At 61.4% G+C, this 16,992-nt stretch carries 8 protein-coding genes and 5 pseudogenes; 7 read left to right on the top strand and 6 right to left on the bottom strand.

All coding sequences use genetic code 11. The features are described 5' to 3' along the window. Positions 1–64: 64 nt before the first annotated feature. The 4 genes from VL202_RS04795 to VL202_RS04780 are packed head-to-tail and all read left to right on the top strand — an operon-like array spanning position 65 to position 4,462. Positions 65–988, top strand: coding sequence for an ABC transporter permease (locus VL202_RS04795; RefSeq protein WP_325463021.1), 924 nt, complete (start codon positions 65–67; stop codon positions 986–988). After that, the gene (locus VL202_RS04790) at positions 985–1,932 is read left to right on the top strand and encodes an ABC transporter permease (RefSeq protein ID WP_325463020.1); all 948 of its coding nucleotides are present in this window, start codon (positions 985–987) and stop codon (positions 1,930–1,932) included. The genes VL202_RS04795 and VL202_RS04790 overlap by 4 nt, the downstream gene beginning before the upstream one ends. An 11-nt stretch (positions 1,933–1,943) precedes the next feature. Further along, positions 1,944–3,596 (top strand): ABC transporter ATP-binding protein, encoded by a 1,653-nt coding sequence (locus VL202_RS04785; protein WP_414692805.1) that lies wholly within the window; start codon positions 1,944–1,946, stop codon positions 3,594–3,596. Further along, positions 3,593–4,462, top strand: a complete 870-nt coding sequence (locus VL202_RS04780; protein ID WP_325463018.1) for a DMT family transporter — start codon at positions 3,593–3,595, stop codon at positions 4,460–4,462. Before VL202_RS04785 ends, VL202_RS04780 begins: the two co-directional genes overlap by 4 nt. 225 nt (positions 4,463–4,687) lie before the next feature. On the opposite strand, the pseudogene VL202_RS04775 reads toward VL202_RS04780, so the two are convergent. Next, positions 4,688–5,029, bottom strand: a pseudogene (locus tag VL202_RS04775) (IS30 family transposase); the annotation flags it as partial. Between the two features lie 153 nt (positions 5,030–5,182). Between VL202_RS04775 and istA the strand changes: the two are divergent. The 3 genes and pseudogenes from istA to VL202_RS04760 all read left to right on the top strand — a co-directional run. Then, a pseudogene (gene istA / locus VL202_RS04770) lies at positions 5,183–5,908 on the top strand (IS21 family transposase); the annotation flags it as partial. Positions 5,909–5,930: 22 nt separating this feature from the next. After that, the gene (locus VL202_RS04765) at positions 5,931–6,764 is read left to right on the top strand and encodes an ATP-binding protein (RefSeq protein ID WP_325463017.1); all 834 of its coding nucleotides are present in this window, start codon (positions 5,931–5,933) and stop codon (positions 6,762–6,764) included. 53 nt (positions 6,765–6,817) lie between these two features. Continuing rightward, positions 6,818–7,123 (top strand): annotated as a pseudogene (locus tag VL202_RS04760) (SDR family oxidoreductase); the annotation flags it as partial. 322 nt (positions 7,124–7,445) lie between these two features. Here VL202_RS04760 and VL202_RS04755 read toward each other — a convergent pair. From VL202_RS04755 to VL202_RS04735, 5 genes and pseudogenes are all read right to left on the bottom strand, one after another. After that, a complete protein-coding gene (locus VL202_RS04755) occupies positions 7,446–13,349 on the bottom strand; it encodes a putative Ig domain-containing protein (RefSeq protein ID WP_325463016.1) in 5,904 nt (1,967 codons plus the stop codon). An 876-nt stretch (positions 13,350–14,225) separates the two neighbouring features. Next, a pseudogene (locus tag VL202_RS04750) lies at positions 14,226–14,483 on the bottom strand (hypothetical protein); the annotation flags it as partial. Between the two features lie 118 nt (positions 14,484–14,601). Then, positions 14,602–15,120, bottom strand: a complete 519-nt coding sequence (locus tag VL202_RS04745) for an FAD-dependent monooxygenase (protein WP_414692804.1) — start codon at positions 15,118–15,120, stop codon at positions 14,602–14,604. Positions 15,121–15,130: 10 nt separating this feature from the next. Continuing rightward, positions 15,131–15,442: pseudogene (locus VL202_RS04740) on the bottom strand (DUF1275 family protein); the annotation flags it as partial. Positions 15,443–15,619: 177 nt separating this feature from the next. Continuing rightward, positions 15,620–16,992: MFS transporter (locus VL202_RS04735; RefSeq protein ID WP_325463014.1), on the bottom strand; the 1,373-nt coding region annotated here is incomplete at its 5' end.

Genomic DNA, 16,992 nt, shown 5'->3' with positions numbered 1-16,992 from the left:
CCTTGCCCAAGGCACGGCGGTCGTTCCGCCGTGCCTATTCTTTTTGCCTTGGAAGGAAACGGCAGTGTTCGGCTTTATCCTGAGACGCTCGGTACAGAGCCTGATCGCAGTGATCGGTCTGCTCGTGCTCGTCTTTTTCCTGTCCCGCCTGACGGGCGATCCGGCCTATCTCTATCTTCCGCTGGATTCCTCGGAAGCGCAGCGACAGGCCTTTTCCGAAGCCAATGGCTTCAACGATCCGATCTATGTCCAGTTCGGCCGCTATCTGCTCGGTGTCGCCAATCTCGATTTCGGTACGGCATTGAGCCGCAACCGTCCGGCAATGGACGTGGCGCTCCAAGCCTTCCCGCAGACGCTGAAGCTCGCCGTTATTGCCATGTCGCTGGCGCTCGCCTTCGCCGTCATCGTCGGTTCGCTGGCAGCGGCAAAGCCGGACAGCCTGTTCGACAGGATCGCCAGCACGGCATCGCTTGCCGGCGCGAGCGCTCCCGACTTCTGGGTCGCCATCGTCGCGATCCTCATCTTCTCCGTCGGCCTCGGCATCCTGCCCACCTCCGGAACGGGCACGCCGCTCCACTGGATCATGCCGGTCTTCGTACTGACCCTGCGCCCCTTCGGCCTTCTGGTTCAAGTGGTGCGCGGCACGATGATCAGCGCGCTTGCCTCGCCCTATGTGAAGACGGCGCGCGCCAAGGGGGTCCAGCGTTCGCAGATCATCTTCCGCCATGCGCTCCGCAACTCGCTGCTGCCGGTCATCACGGTTGCCGGCGACCTCGCGGCCAGCCTCGTCAACGGCGCGGTCGTGGTCGAATCCATTTTCGGATGGCCGGGCATCGGCAAGCTGATGATCGACGCCATCGTCCGGCGCGACTTCGCCCTGATCCAGGCCACCGTTCTCATCACCGCCATTGCAATCTTCGTTCTCAACATCCTGATCGACCTTCTTTATGCCAGGCTCGACCCCCGCATCAGGTTTCAATCGAAATGAGTATGCCAGCGATGACCATTCCTGCCGACACCAAGCAGAAAAACGCCGGACGCTTCCAGGTTCTTCGGCTGGTTGCCCGCAACAGGCTGGCGCTGGCCGCCGTGATCTTCCTGGCGCTTGTGGTCATCTGTGCGGTCGTCGGCCCGTGGCTGATGGGCGATCTGATCGACAAGCCGAATTTCCGCGCGCGCAACATGGCGCCCTTCAGTCTCTCCCAGGGCTGGATCTATGTGCTGGGCGCCGACACGCTCGGCCGCAGCCTGCTGGCCCGCCTGATCGTCGGCGCCCAGAACACGCTCGGCATCGCGCTTTTCGCCGTGTTCTTCTCCATGCTGATTGGCGGCTTTCTCGGCCTGATCGCTGGCTATTCGCGCGGGATGCTCAGCAACATCATCATGCGCGTCGCCGATATCGTCATGAGCTTCCCGTCGTTGCTTCTGGCGCTGATCGTCCTGTTCAGTCTCGGCCCCTCGGTCACCAACCTCATCATCGTATTGGCAATCACGCGCATTCCGATCTATCTGCGCACGACCCGCGCCGAAGTGCTCGAAGTGCGCGAGCGCATGTTCGTCAGCGCTGCGATGGCGCTTGGAGCCGGCCATATGCGGATCGTTTTCCGCCATATCGCGCCGATCGTCCTCCCGACCCTCGTCACCATCGGCGCCATCGACTTTGCCACCGTCGTCCTGGCTGAATCCTCGCTGAGCTTCCTTGGCCTCGGCATCCAGGCGCCGGAATTTACCTGGGGGGCCATGGTGGCGACAGGCCGCGGCTATCTGTCCAATGCCTGGTGGATCGCCTTCTGGCCGGGCCTTGCCATTCTGCTCACCACCCTGTCGCTCAATATTCTCTCCAACTGGTGGCGCACCTATGCTGATCCGCAGCAGCGCTGGCGCATCGAGCTTGCCCGCTCGAAAAAAGGAATTTCGGAGAAACGCACATGACCGCGCCCCATCTGCCATCGGCACATCTGCTTGAGGTCAAGGACCTGACCGTGGACTTCCTCTCGCTTGGCGGTGCGTTCCGCGCCACCAACGGCGTGAGCTTCCATGTGGATGCCGGCGAGACACTCGTCATCCTGGGAGAATCCGGCTCTGGAAAATCGGTGAGCGCCAGCGCCATCATGGGCCTGATCGACACGCCGCCGGGCGACATCTGTTCGGGAACCATCACCTATCGCGGCAAGAACCTAGACGATTGCGGCGTCGAGGAGCGACGCGACCTCAACGGCAAGAAGATCGCCATGATCTTCCAGGATCCGTTGTCGCATCTCAATCCGGTCTACACGATCGGCTGGCAGCTCGCCGAAGTCTTTTCCGCCCATGGCGTGGCGACAGGTGCAGCGGCGCGAGCCAGGGCGATCGAGATCCTCGGCCGTGTCGGCATTCCCGAACCGGAAAAACGCATCGACCAATATCCGCACCAGTTCTCCGGCGGCCAGCGCCAGCGTATAATGATCGGCATGGCGATTGCGCTACGCCCGGAAATCCTGATTGCCGACGAGCCGACGACCGCGCTCGATGTCAGTGTGCAGGCACAGATTCTCGAACTCATGAAAAAGCTTCAGGCCGAGGACGGGCTGGCGATCATCATGATCACCCATGATCTCGAGGTGGCCGCGTCGATGGCCGACCGGGTGATCGTCATGAAGTCCGGCCGCATCGTCGAGGAAGGTCAGGCGCGGGCGGTTTTCGAAAACCCGCAGCACAGCTACACCAGGACGCTGATCAATGCCCTGCCGCATGCGGATGGCGTCGATGGCTCCGATCGTCGTTCGACGGCCGTTATCGGCAAGCCGATCCTCGAAGTCAGGAATCTCGACAAATATTACGGAATTTCGTCCGGCCTTTTTTCCAAATCCACCCCATTGCATGCGGTGAAGGATTTGAGCTTCACGGTGGCGAAGGGTGAAACCATCGGCATTGTCGGCGAGAGCGGTTCGGGAAAATCCACCGTCGCGCGCGTTCTCCTGCGCCTCAACGACGTATCGAATGGCGAAGCCCTGTTTCACGGACGCGACATCTTCAAGATGGATGCAAAGGAACTGCTCGCCTTTCGCCGCAAGGTGCAGATGGTGTTCCAGGATCCCTACAGCTCCATGAACCCGCGCATGACCATTTTCGACATCGTCTCCGAACCGTGGCGTATCCACAAGGACATCCTCGACAAGCCGCGCTGGTACGACCGCGTTGTCGAACTGCTCGGCCTGGTCGGCCTTAAACCGGAACATGCCGACCGCTATCCGCACCAGTTTTCCGGCGGCCAGAGACAGCGCATCGCAATTGCCCGGGCGCTTGCCTGCGACCCGGAATTGATCGTCTGCGACGAGGCGGTGTCGGCACTCGACGTTTCCGTGCAGGTGCAGGTGATCGATCTTCTGGCCCAACTCCGCGACCGCCTCGGCCTCGCCTATATCTTCATCACGCATGACCTACCGATCGTGCGCCATTTCGCGGATCGCATCATTGTCATGAAAAATGGTGAAATCGTTGAACATGCAAAGACGGGCGAAATCTTCCGCAATCCGCAGCATGCCTATACACGCCAACTGATGAACGCGACACCACGGCCGAAATGGGAGGCCGCTCCCGTGCCGCTGCCTGCATGAAATCCTACGCCATGCCCGCCATCATCGCGGGCGCATTGTTCATGGCCGGAAATTCTTTCGTTGCCGCCATGGACGGCGTCATCGTCCGACTGATTGCCGGCGAAATACATCCGCTCGGCATCGTCTTCTTTCGCAATCTGTTCAGCCTGATCGCCATCTATGCGATCTTCCCGCGCAGCCAGCTTTACAGCGACACCAACAGCTTCTTCTGGGTGCACGCGGTTCGCGCGGTGATCAAGCTCCTAGCACTGGTGGCCGGCTTCATGGCGGTCACGCAGATGCCGCTCGCTTCTGCGACCGCCATTGCTTTCACCATGCCGCTGTTCGTGATGCTGGGATCGGTGTTCCTCCTTGGCGAAAAATTCTACGCTGCCCGTGTTGCTGCGCTGGTGCTCGGTTTCGCCGGCGTCGTGATCGTGCTGCAGCCGGGAGCGGCCACGTTAAACGCCGGCGCTGCATGGGCTCTTGCCGGCGCGATCGGACTGGCGGCGGTAGCGCTTCTGATGAAGGTCTCGGCAGGCCGCGAGGATCCCCTGCGCATCGCCTGGCTCAATCTCATCATCACCGTCCCTGTTGCCCTGCTGATTGCACTCCCGGTCTGGCAAACACCATCGTTTTACGCCGTGTCTCTCATGGCCTTTCAGGGTGTCGGCGGACTGATGGCACAGCTCGCCTTTGCCCGCGCGATGAAACTCGCCGACGCCTCGCTTCTTGTCGTGGTCGATTTCATCCGTTTGCCGCTGGCGCTGGTCTTCGGTCTGGCCCTGTTCGGCGAACCGATCCGCCTTGCAGTCGTAATCGGCGGCATCGTGATCTTCCTGGCCATCCTGATGCTCTTTCATCGGGAGCATGGTCGAGACGTGTAAGCTCGACAGCTATCGCTTCCGGCGAGCTCGACACGGATGCGCAACGCAAAAAGCTCCTGGCCTGTTATGGCGAGGAGCTTGGCAGCAAAGATTTGGAGTGTTCGAATTTAGAAGTTTTGTTGGTTGCGGGGGCATGATTGTATGGAGACTTGTACGAAAAGTCGCTTTTGAGCCCTATGGAGAAGCTAACCAAAGTGCATCATGCCTGCCTTGCATGATAAGGGATCACCTATCGTCGTGCAAATGCGCCATAAAAACCTCGGCTGGCGTCTTGTACCCAAGGCATTTGCGCGGTTGATCGTTGATATGGCGTGCCAGGTATAGAAGGTCACGTTGAGACACAACTACCGGGTTTGTGGTACCCGGTAGGTAGCGTCGGATGCGCTTGTTAGTGTCCTCAACGGTGCCTTTTTGCCAAGGTGCACTTGGGTCGCAAAACCAGCTGCACGCACCGATCCCTTCTTCCAGAGCCCTGAACCCGGCAAACTCGGTACCTCGATCAAATGTGAAGCTTTGACGCGCGAACGCCGGCGGAGGCGAAAACGCTCTGATGAGCTTGTCCACGATGGCCGCCCGTGTCAGTACCGGAGCAACACTCCCCAATAGTGCCGTTTGAATCTTCCCCAGGTGCTGCGGTTGCCGGTCTTCCGGGGCGCGCCCCGGAAGACCGGCGGCGTGTCATCGCCGATACTCCTTCCGATGGTCTGAAGGGGGATTTTGGTGATCAAGCTGAGGGAGACGATCATGATCCTGGATTTGCATCAGCAGGGCCTGACGGTGTCGGCCATTTCCAGAGAAACGGGCATCGACCGCAAGACGGTGCGCAAATATACCGAACGGGGTCTTGAGGCTCCAGCCTATGGCCCACGAAAGCCGCGTGCGACGGTCATTGATCCGTTCGCTTTCCACCTGCGGGAACGGGTGAAGACCTACCCAGGCCTGACCGGCAGTCGATTGCTGCGAGAGCTGCGGGAGCGGGGCTATACGGGCGGCTACACAGCCGTGACCGATTTTCTCCGCGATGTGCGACCTCCGACAAATCAGGGCTTCGAGGTTCGCTTCGAGACGCCGCCCGGCGAGCAGGCGGAAGTCGATTTCGCCCAGTTCCACGTCGTCTTCACCGACGAGCCAATGACGCCGAGGATCGTATGGCTGTTTTCGATGGTGTTGGGGCACAGCCGCCTCATATGGGCGCGCTTCGTCATGCATCAGAACCTGCCGACCGTCCTGCGTTGCCATATTGCGGCCTTCAATGCTCTTGGCGGCGCTTCCAAGGAGGTGCTCTACGACCGGATGAAGACCGCCGTGATCCGCGAAGGCCAGACGGAAGGCATCGTCTACAATCGCGCCCTCATCGACCTGGCACGCCACTGTGGGTTCCATCCCAAAGCATGCAAACCCTATCGCGCCAAAACGACGGGCAAGGTCGAGCGACCATTCCGGTATACCTGGCACAGGAGAACCGACCATGAGCGCAACCCTGGATGCCGTTCCCTCCATGATCGATCGTATCCGTCATGATCTCGTCGGTCTGAAGATGCCGCACGCACTGGAAGCGCTCGCTCATGTCGTGCGTCGCCTCGAGCACGGTGAGCTATCTGCACTTGAGGCCATCGATATCCTCCTGTCGGAGGAACTGACGTTACGCGAGAACAGCCGCATCAAGACCGTCCTGAGAATGGGCAGGCTGGCAACGATCAAGACGCTCGTCGGCTTCGACTTTACCTTCCAACCGTCTCTCGACCGAGATCGCATCTTTACGCTGGCGCAGCTCGGGTTCGTCGACCGGCACGAAGTGGTTCACTTCCTCGGCCCACCTGGAACGGGAAAAAGCGTGTACTTCACCACGCTCGCCGACCTGATCGGTTCACTTGCTCGTTCCGAACGGGAGGGTCGGCTTCACGAGCGCATTCGGTTCTTCTGCAGGTCGAGCCTGCTGATCGTCGACGAGATTGGCTACCTGCCGGTCGTTCAGGGCGGCGGCAATTTGTTCTTCCAGCTCGTAAACGCGCGATATGAACGCGGAGCAATGATCCTGACGTCAAACCGTGGCTTCGCAGAATGGGGAGATGTTTTTGGCGATCCCGTCGTCGCGACCGCGCTGTTCGACAGACTTCTTCATCATGCCGTCGTCGTCCAGATCGAAGGATCCAGTTACCGGCTCCGACAGCACGCCGAACTCATGCCGGAGCACGTCCATTCAAAAGCCCTCATCGCACCACCAGCATTCGCCCCACCACAAAAACCGCGCGGACGGCCGCCGAAAAATCCTCAGTTCTCCATGTCGTCAACATCGGCATAAGTGAGGAATTTTACCTCGGCGCTTCTGGGGAAAATTCACGCGGCATTGACACCGTGTCCCGCGGTCTTGCCGAACTCGTCGGCGGGACCGGGGTGATCGTCAACTCGGTCCTGCCGGGCCCGACCCGCTCCGAGATCCTGGGCAACTGGATGGCCGCGACGGCGAGCGAGCAAGGCATCACGCAGGACGAGGCCGAGCAGAACTTCCTGAAGACGATGCGGCCAACGACTCTCATCAACCGGTTCACCACGACCGGCGAAGTCGCGAACATGGTCGTCTACGTCTGTTCGGAACAGGCTTCCGGAACAAGCGGGGCAGCGCTGCGCGTCGATGGCGGCGTTGTTCGGTCGATCGTCTGATCCAAACTGCGACCCTTCCGATCGGCCATGACCACATGGCCGATCGGAAGTGAATGCTCAAGAGCTGAGGATACGCCTGTAAGCGGCCTCGAAGCGAAAGAAAATTTTATCAATACGAACCATTGGCGCTGTCACTGTATCTGTTCCAACAGTGGCATCGGCTGGCCACGATGGCCGATCAGAGCCGTTAACGAACTGACGACTTCGTTGCAGCAACGAGGCATAGCTACCGTTCAGCCCTTCGAATCTGCCGATGTCGTGTTAGAGTAAAGCAACGCCAGCGGCCGCTTCTTTCTCATCCTGCCAAAACGGATTGCGCTCCTCAAAATTGCTTTGCAGCCCGTACGCGGCCGCCCGCGGATGTCTCGTCGCCGTCGGCGATGTTGAGCAGCAGGCTCAAGTCCAGCATCCACAGGTCCGCAGTCTGCACCGAAACGCCGGCCGTCAGCGAGCCGAAGGCGCCCGACCCGTCGAGGCCCGAGAAGCCGCCCGTCACGCCCAGCTTCGGTGTCACCTGCGTGCCGTTTTCCAGCGTGAATGACCGTGCGATCTCCGCGCCCAGACTGACACGAAACTGCTCCTCGTCGAACCCCTCGATATCCACCTTCCCCCCGGCATCGTTTCGGACCGTGTAGTCGTCAACGCTTTCGGAGAAATACAGAATACGTAGCTTCGGCGTGAAGGTCGTCGCTTTGTCGATATTCCATTGCCCCTCAAGTGAGGTGTCGGCCATCCAGCGTGTCGTGTCGAATGTGCCGTCCCAGAACGCCGTGTCGATCTCGTTGGATGAGCCTCCGTAACGCAGGCTGCCGTTCCAGAAGATGTTGCGGGCGATCTCGAACGAGGCATAGGGACCTGCAAGCCAGCCGTTGCCGGTCAGTTCTGCATCCGCATCGCTCGGGTCGCTCATCCGGTCATAGTGGAAAGACAGACCCACAAGCGCCTTTTCCGTCAGGAGATAGTCGGTGCCGGCATTGATCATCGCAAAGCTGCCCCAGCGCCCATCATTGTCATCCCTGTTGTGCACCAGGAAAGTACCGTCGATCCAGATGTTGAATGGTGAGGACGCGACCGCACTCACACCGTCGGCATTGTCGCGCGCCGCCTCCATCTGCCGCAGGCTGGTGGAAGCGCTAGCCGTCATACCCTCTTCCGACGGCATCATGCGCGCAGTGACCGAATCGGTCGCCGCCTCCATCTGCCGGCGCTCCAGAAGTCCCGGAACCTTGATGGCCGAGGAGATCATGTTCTGCCGCGTCTCGACAAAGCCGCGTACCAACGCATCGATGTCCTCGGCGACCCTGTCCGCATCAAGCGCCACCCGGTAGGTGACGACCCCGGTATTGGACGCACCGAGCGCGCTGATCAGCCTGTAGCCGACCCGCACCTCGCCGGAATAGGCGGGATCGGGCTTGTATTGCAAATACCAGCCGGCAGGGGCTGCGGCAACGCCAACTGCCGCCACCTCGCCGCGAATGATCGTCGCCGTGCCCGCATTGGCCGGCTCGACAAAGGCAAGCTCAGCCCCCGTGAACGGACCGCCCGTCGCACCCCGGTTGAGGTACACGTTCGCAGGCGTCCCGCCAGCCGGAACCTCCACGATGAGGTCGACAACCGTGGCCACCTGCCGCTTCACACGCAACGTGAACGTCGCCTTGCCGGTAGCGCCAGTACCGTCACGCACCTGAATGGTAAAACTATGCGTGCCGCCAGCATCGACGGAAAGCGGGCCGGTGAGTTCGCCGGTCGAGATGTTCAACACCAGGCCTTTCGGCAAGCTGCCCGAAACGACGCTGTAGATCAGCGGCCCCGTTCCGCCCTTTGCGGTGATCGACTGGCTATAGTCTTCGCCTGCCATCGCCTCATCCAACGCGCCACCTGACGGGTTGAAGACGAATGTCACCTCGGGCGGCTTGATCTTCAGCGAATAGCCAGCCGAGCCGCTCGTGCCGACAGTATCCGTCGCCGTAACGGTGAAGGAGAAATCACCGCTTGCCGTGGGTGTGCCGGTGATCGCGGCCGTCGCGGCATTGAGGCTTACGCCCGCCGGAAGCGTACCGGCCGTCACCGCATAGCTGATCACGCCCACGCCCCCGCTTGCCGAGATCGATGCGTTCGCATAGGCAACGCCTGCCGTGCCAGCCGAAAGCGCCGTTCCCGTTCCCGGTTTCAGCACCACCGCCGATGCATTGATCGTGATCGTGTAGCTCGCAGCCGTCGAACCGGCCGTTGCCGCTGCCGCCGTCACCGTGAAGGTCACCGTACCGAATGCACCGGACGTTGGCGTGCCGCTGATCGCACCCGTCGATGCATTGAGCCTCAGGCCGGCCGGAAGCGCACCGCTCGTCACCGCATAGCGAATCCCGCCAACGCCGCCGCTTGCGGAGATCGATGTGTCCGAGTAGGATTTACCGGCAGTGCCCGCCGAAAGCGCCGTGCCCGTGGCCGGTATCAGCACCACGGCCGAGCCGCGCACCGTAATCGTGTAGCTGGCCGAGCCGATGCCGCTGGTTGCAGCCGTTGCCGTTACCGTGAAGGTCGCCTTTCCGAGTGCTGCGGTCGTTGGCGTACCGGTGATCGCACCCGTCGAGGCATTGAGGCTCAGCCCTGCGGGAAGTGCCCCGGCTGTCACCGCATAACCGATCGTCCCCACGCCGCCTGTCGCCGAAATCGAGGTGTCCGAATAGACGGCACCCACCGTGCCGGCCGAAAGCGTCGTGCCGGTTGCCGGCGTCAGCACTACAGCCGAGCCGCGCACGGTAATCGTGTAGCTCACCGCCGCGGAACCCGATGTCGCAGCCGTCGCCGTCACCGTGAACGTCGCAGCACCGAAGGCTCCGGCGGCCGGTGTGCCCGTGATTGCCCCGGTCGATGCGTTCATGCTCAGACCCGCAGGAAGTGCCCCGCCCGTCACGGCATAGCCGATCGTCCCCACGCCGCCTGTCGCCGAAATCGAGGTGTCCGAATAGACCATACCGACCGTACCGGTCGAAAGCGCCGTGCCGGTTGCCGGTGTCAGCACGACCGGTGGCGCTCCCACGGCGATCGAATAGCTCGCCGAAGCCGACCCCGCGGTCGCAGCCGTCGCCGTCACCGTGAACGTCGCAGTACCGAAGGCTCCGGCGGCCGGTGTGCCCGTGATCGCACCCGTCGAGGCATTGAGGCCCAGCCCTGCGGGAAGCGCACCGCTCGTCACGGCATAGCTGATCGTCCCCACGCCGCCGCCCGCCGAGATCGACGTATCCGAATAAGCGACGCCAACGGTGCCGGCCGTCAAAGCGGTCCCCGTTACTGGCGTCAGAACGACCGTTGGTCCGGCCACCGCAATCGAATAGCTCGCCGAAGCCGAACCGCTGATCGCCGCGGTCGCCGTGACCGTGAAGTTCGACGTGCCGAGCGCGCCAGCCGTTGGCGTGCCGGTGATTGCACCCGACGATGTATTCAGGCTCAGTCCTGCCGGAAGCGTGCCGCCTGTCACAGCATAGCTAATCGTCCCCACGCCCCCGCCCGCCGAAATCGATGTGTTCGAATAGGCAATGCCCACCGTGCCGGCCGAAAGCGCAGCTCCCGTCACCGGTGTCAGAACGACCGCGGTTCCTCCCACGGCAATCGTGTAGCTCGCCGAGACCGAACCGACCGTTGCCGCTGTTGCCGTCACCGTAAAACTCGCTGCACCGAAGGCTCCGGCGGTTGGAGTACCAGTAATAGCGCCCGTCGATGGATTGATGCTCAGGCCAGCGGGAAGGCCCCCGGCCGTCACAGCATAACTGATCGTTCCGACACCGCCGCTGGCCGAGATTGACGCATCCGAATAGGCGGCACCGACCGTACCGGCCGAAAGCGCCGTGCCGGATGCCGGGGTCAGCACCATCGGCGGGGAAACCACCGTGAGTGAATAGCTGTTCGCGCTGGAACCCGCCGTCGCCGCCGTTGCCGTCACCGTGAAATTGGACGTGCCGAGGGCCGCGGCCGTCGGAGTGCCGGTGATTGCGCCGCTCGATACGTTGAGGCCAAGCCCGGATGGGAGCGCGCCGGCGGTGACCGTATAGGTGAAGGCGCCCTGCCCGCCGCTCGCCGAGATCGTCGCCGCCGCATAGGCCGTCCCCACCGTACCGTCCGTCAGGGCACCGCTCGCCGGCGTCAGCACCACCGGCGGTGCATCGACCTCCAGCGTGTAGCTGGCCGAAGCCGACCCGGCGGTCGCGGCCGTGGCCGTCACAGTGAAGTTCGTCGTGCCGAATCCGGCCGCCGTCGGCGTGCCGGTAATCGCGCCGGTCGTGCTGTTCAGGGCGAGGCCATCGGGAAGCGCACCGGCCGTCACGGCGTAGCTCATCGCGCCGACACCGCCGCTCGCCGAAATCGAAGTATTCGAATAGGAAGCGCCGACCGTGCCGGCCGAAAGCGCAGTTCCGGTCACTGGCGTCAGCACCACCGGCGGCGACGCAATTGTGATCGTGTAGGTGGCCTGCTCGACGTTGCCAAAAAGAACCGACTGTACATCCACGCCGATGGTCGTCGTGCCGAAGGCGCTCGCCGTTGGCGTACCGATGATCGCGCCCGTCGTGGTGTTCATGGTCAAGCCATCAGGAAGCCCACTCCCGAGGAATATAACCGCGCCCACGGGAGCGCTCGCCGAGACCGAGGTGTCCGAATAGGCAGAGCCCACTATGCCGCTCGTCAATGCGGTGCCGGTCGCTGGCGACAGGTTCAGTGGCGGCCCTGTGACCATGATCGAATAGGTGTTCACGGCCGAGCCACTTGTCGCAGCCGTCGCTGTGATGCTGCTGTTGAACGTGCCGGTGGCCGTCGGTACGCCGCTGATCACGCCGGTCGATGTGTTGAGCGTGAGGCCTGGCGGCAGCGCGCCGGCCGTCACCGCATAGGTGATCGTCCCCACGCCGCCCGTCGCCGAAATGGTTGTCGAGTAGGCGATGCCGCCTGTGCCCGATGCCAACGCGCCGCTGGCGGGCGTCATCACCACGGACGGAGCCGCAATCGTGATCGAATAGCTGGCGGCAGTCGATCCGGTCGTTGCGGCCGTTGCCGTCACCGTGAAGTTCGTCGTTCCAAACGCTCCGGCTGTCGGCGTACCCGTTATTGCACCCGTCGATGTGTTGAGACTGAGCCCCGCCGGTAGCGCGCCGGCCGTCACCGCATAGGTGATCGTTCCGACACCGCCCGTCGCCGAAATGGACGTGTTCGAGTAAGCCGAGCCGACCACGCCGGCAGTCAGGACCGTTCCGGTCGTCGGCGTCAGCACCACGGGGGAAGCCGCAACCGCAATTGAATAATTGGCGCTGGCCGAACCGGCCGTCGCCGCCGTTGCAGTCACCGTGAAACTCGTCGTACCGAAGGCTCCGGCAACTGGGATGCCAGTAATGGAGCCTGTCGACGCATTGAAGGTCAGGCCAGCGGGAAGACTCCCTGCTGTCACCGCATAGGTGATCGCCCCCACACCGCCCGTTGCCGAAATGGTGGTCGAGTAGGCGCCACCCACTGTGCCCGATGCCAACGCGCCGCTGGAGGGCGTCACCACCACGGGCGGGAAGGCATTGATGGTGACGGTGACGTCCTGCGCGATGAAGTACACGCCGCCGGTCGAGATGGTGGTGCTGTCCTGGACCTTCAGCTTGAAGGTCGAACTGCCGGTCGCCGATGGCGTTCCGGACAGCAGGCCGCTGCTTGAAAGACTCAAGCCTGCCGGCAGGCTGCCGCTGTCGCGGGTATAAGTGTAGCCCGGGGTGCCGCCGCTTGCCGAGAACTGGACGCTATAGGCCGTGCCGACACCGCCGTCCGGCGGGCTGTCCGGCATCACGTCGATGGCGGGCGCAGCGATCACGGCGCTGTAGGCCTTGTCGCGTGTAATGGCCGTCGGCGTCGTCGAATCGACCACGCGGACGGTAAAGTTGTAGGGACCCGAGCCGGTCGGCGTACCGGAGATGACACCGGAAGGGGAAAGGGTGAGGCCGGGCGGCAGGTTGCTGCCTGCCACAAGCGAATAGGTATAGGGGCCGGTTCCGCCACTCGTGTTGAGCGCCTGACTATAGGACACGCCGATCGCCGGCGTCGCAACAATCGAGGGTACGACCGTCAGCGGGGAGGGCGACGGATTGATCGTGACGTTGAATGTAATCGGCGTTGCGAAATCATCCTTGACGATGAACGTGTCGGATGTCGCGCCGTCACCATTGTTGGTGTAGATGAGCGCCGAGATGTTGGACGGCATTCCGAAGGTCAAGCTGCCGTGGGAGGGGGTTGCGTTGGCCGGCGAAATGAAGCCGAAATCCGCACAGCTAAAGGTTGCTGTTCCGCCCGAGATTATAGTTGCCGTCTGTGGGGAGGTGCACGCTGCCTGAGCCGCCGTTGCCGGCCACAGGACGATCAGCCAGATCAAAGTCAGAAATGTCAGGAAAAATGCCGGCCTGACTCGAAGCCCGAGCGAAAAGTCTGACTTATCAAGACGTTGCTTATACATTACCCCACCCCTATGCACACAGAATGCCGCGAGTAGGAAAATCCCACAACACGGCCAACCCGTTCTGCGCTTTCGTTATTTGACTGGCATGAAACGCGGGATAATACAACCCTACAGCACAGGCGACGAAAAACTGCTTACAAAACGGCACCGTAAAGTTAATGGGCCAGCGATGGAGCTGTGCGACCTTGCGGCATGATCCAAGCCGTTCGTGATCCCCGTTATCGCCGCCACCGGTTTCCAGCTGAAGTAAGTGTCCACGCGGTCTGTACTTCCGGTTTCATCGTCTCGAAATCCGGAGAGCCGGTGGAACAGGGCAGTCTGCTGTAACGCCTCGACTCAAACTTGGTCGCATCGGAAAACGAAAAAGCCTGCCGCGGGAGGAGGTGCGGCAGGCTTTTCGAAAGATTTGAACAACGGCTGGGAGGAGGAGTGCCGCCGTTCCGTCAGGCTCCCCTTGGGAGGAGGAGTGGGTCGCCTGAAACACGAAGCTCTGCGGGAGGAGGTGCACCGCTTCGATGACCTCAAGATACCAGAGGCTGCCCCAATCGCCAGCGCTCAGATTGCAGTGCAGCCATGCGTATGTTGCAATGCGACATGAAATGCATGCTCATTTTTTAGCCACCATCAGCGAGGCGCCGCTTTCTCGGCGGCGGGTTCGAAACCGAGAACGAATTCGATGACCTTGGCGGAGGACATTTCGCATGGCTTCGGTATCGATCCCGATCCAGCCAATCGATAGAGGTTGAAGCTGACGATATCTGTTCCGCCAAGCTCCTCGCCGTAGAGCCAGGTCCGTTTGCCATCGTCCGACCGCTTGACTGTCAGGCCCCATGCTCGTCCACCAAAATGTCCGTCAACATAACCATCCGGCAATATCGACAGGATTATCGGTACTACTTACCCTGAACGGGAAGGGTATTTCCGTCATAACGACCTATCCTCGCTAATTAGACACGGAAAAGTGAGTGCGTTGATTTCGGAGGGGGCAAGTGCCCGGTTTCTAAAGAGCCGAGCCACCAAGTCGTTTCCCATATGCAACGGTTTGCTCGTCGATGAACGTCCGCTCCGACTGATACGCTGCTAACCCCTCCCGAAGTGAGCCCGCCCGCACCACGTTTCGTTGCAGGGAAACTGCATCTGCGGCCGCCTTGGAAACTCCCATCGCGGTATGGGGGCGGGCAACAAAGGCCGCGTCTCCGACGAGCGCTACGGATTGACCCACCATGCGATCAGCTGCGTAGTCATAGATTGCCTGGATCGACGGCGTATTCTCTGCCTGAACGGCGAGCGCGAACGGTCTGGGCAGCACAGCCGCAGCGTCCGCATGCAAGGTTTCGACCCGGCTTGTTGCCATGGTGCCGCGCGAGAGTGAATAAGGATAGGCTGTTCCGTCACGATCGGTCAGGGTGCTTGCCAACCCGGCTTCATTGATGGGGCGGTACCAAACCCGGTTGTAACGCCGTTGTCCCGGCGTCGTTTCGCCTTTAGGGCCAGGTAACAGATAGCCGAGAATATGCACACCGGATTTGATATAGAAGGCGAAACGATCGAACGCCGACAAACAGCAAAAGCTTGACCACCAGCATCGGACGGATCGGCGAACGATTTTGACTCTGAAGTTTCAGGTAGACCAGCCGTGAGGCAAAGACGACCAGGCAGGACACCGGCAGTGCCAGGAGTTTTGACCACGCGCCATCCAGACCATGCGCCATAGTTGCGCCAAGCGTCACGAAATTGCCCGTGACATGCGCGGTGAACAGGCTGGAGAGCGACAGGAAGCCGAGGGTATCGACGTAACCTCCATTGAAGCTCAGGAGGGTAGGTAGAGAGGGAGTTTTCATCGCTGTTCTCTTATTTGACGTCTGGTACCGCGATGTGCTGTCTCGCGAAGGACCCAAGTTTTGCCTGCAGACGCGCAGTCCGACAATTGCATCAATCGCTTCGAATTCATTGCGCCAAGCGACATAATGGAAAGGGCGGCCGAAGCCGCCCTGATTTTTGTTCTGGTGCTGTCGTCATTATGCAGCACCTGGCCGATTGATCGTCAGGAAGTGACGAACGACGGGCTTTTCGGGGCCGACATGATAAGTCAGAACCTTGCCCTGCAGGTCGGCGTCGGCATTGGAGACCCGTTTGTGCTGGCGAAGATGCTCGGCCCAGGATTCCACCATGAACCATTCGACGATCTTTTCCGGATCGGCACTGTCTTCGGTGACACCCCATCCATAGGCACCATCACGGCGGCGTTCGCTGGCGAGATGATCAATGGCATGCAGGAATGCGGCGCGATGCTGTTTCTCGACCTTGTATTCGATCAGGATCAGGACAGGACCACGATCATGGGCAACGGGTTCGGCAACGAGCGGCTCGGGCCAATGGTTGGACGGCACCATGTCGGCATCGCCTGCGGGAAGCTTGATGCGGTGCATGATGAAGCCTGCGACCAGCAACCCTGCAGCACCGATAAGCAGGGTCGTCTGGATGCCGACAGCCGTACCGACGGCACCCCAGCCCAGGCTGCCGGCCGTCATGGCGCCGTTGAAGACGGTCAGATAAACAGCAAGACCACGACCACGCACCCAGTTCGGGAGCACTGCCTGCGCCGCGCCATTCAGTGTCGTCAGCGCGGTGATCCAGGCACCACCAAGGAAGAGAAGGGCAACGATGGCGACGATCTTTGGCGGAGCGAGCGACAGGACGGCCATGACGATGGCGGTGATAATCGCTGCGCCAAGCAACAGGCCATCTGAACTCAGGCGTTCACGCAATTTCGGCATGAACAGCGCCCCACCGATTGCGCCGGCACCCACCGCACCCAGCAGAATGCCGTAGAAGCTGGCGTCACCACCGAGCAATTGACGGGCAACAAGTGGAAGCAAAGCCCAGACGGCGCTGGCAAAGGCAAAGAAGATCGCGGCCCGCAGCAGCACGACATGCAATGGCCTGCTGGAGCGGGTGTAGCGAAGGCCTGCGCGGAAGGCACCGAAGAAGTTCTCCTGCAGCGCATCATTGGCGTTTTTCGCGCGAGGCCACCAGACGAGAGCGGCAATCACGAAGATATAGCTGGCAACGTCCGCGCCATAGGTGATCCCGGCTCCGAAGGCAGCGAGAAGCAGGCCGCCAGCCGCTGGTCCGATGGAACGGGCGATGTTGATTCCAAGGGAGTTGAGAGCGACAGCACTCTTCACGTCCTCACGCTTCACAAGTTCCGGCACGATCGCCTGCCAGGTCGGCCCCATCAGCGCCGCACCGATGCCACCAAGGAAGGTCAGGCCGATCAATGCACTGACGGACAGCATGCCCGTCTGGGACAGAACCATCAGCGAGATGCTGACAGACGCGAGCAGAAGCTGGACAGCAATCAGGAATTTGCGGCGGTCGAGGATGTCGG

The organism is Pararhizobium sp. (assembly GCF_035497515.1).
Taxonomy (GTDB): Bacteria; Pseudomonadota; Alphaproteobacteria; order Rhizobiales; family Rhizobiaceae; genus Pararhizobium.
The sequence above is the reverse complement of the archived record's forward strand: the minus strand, read 5'-3'. Positions and strand labels throughout refer to the sequence as shown.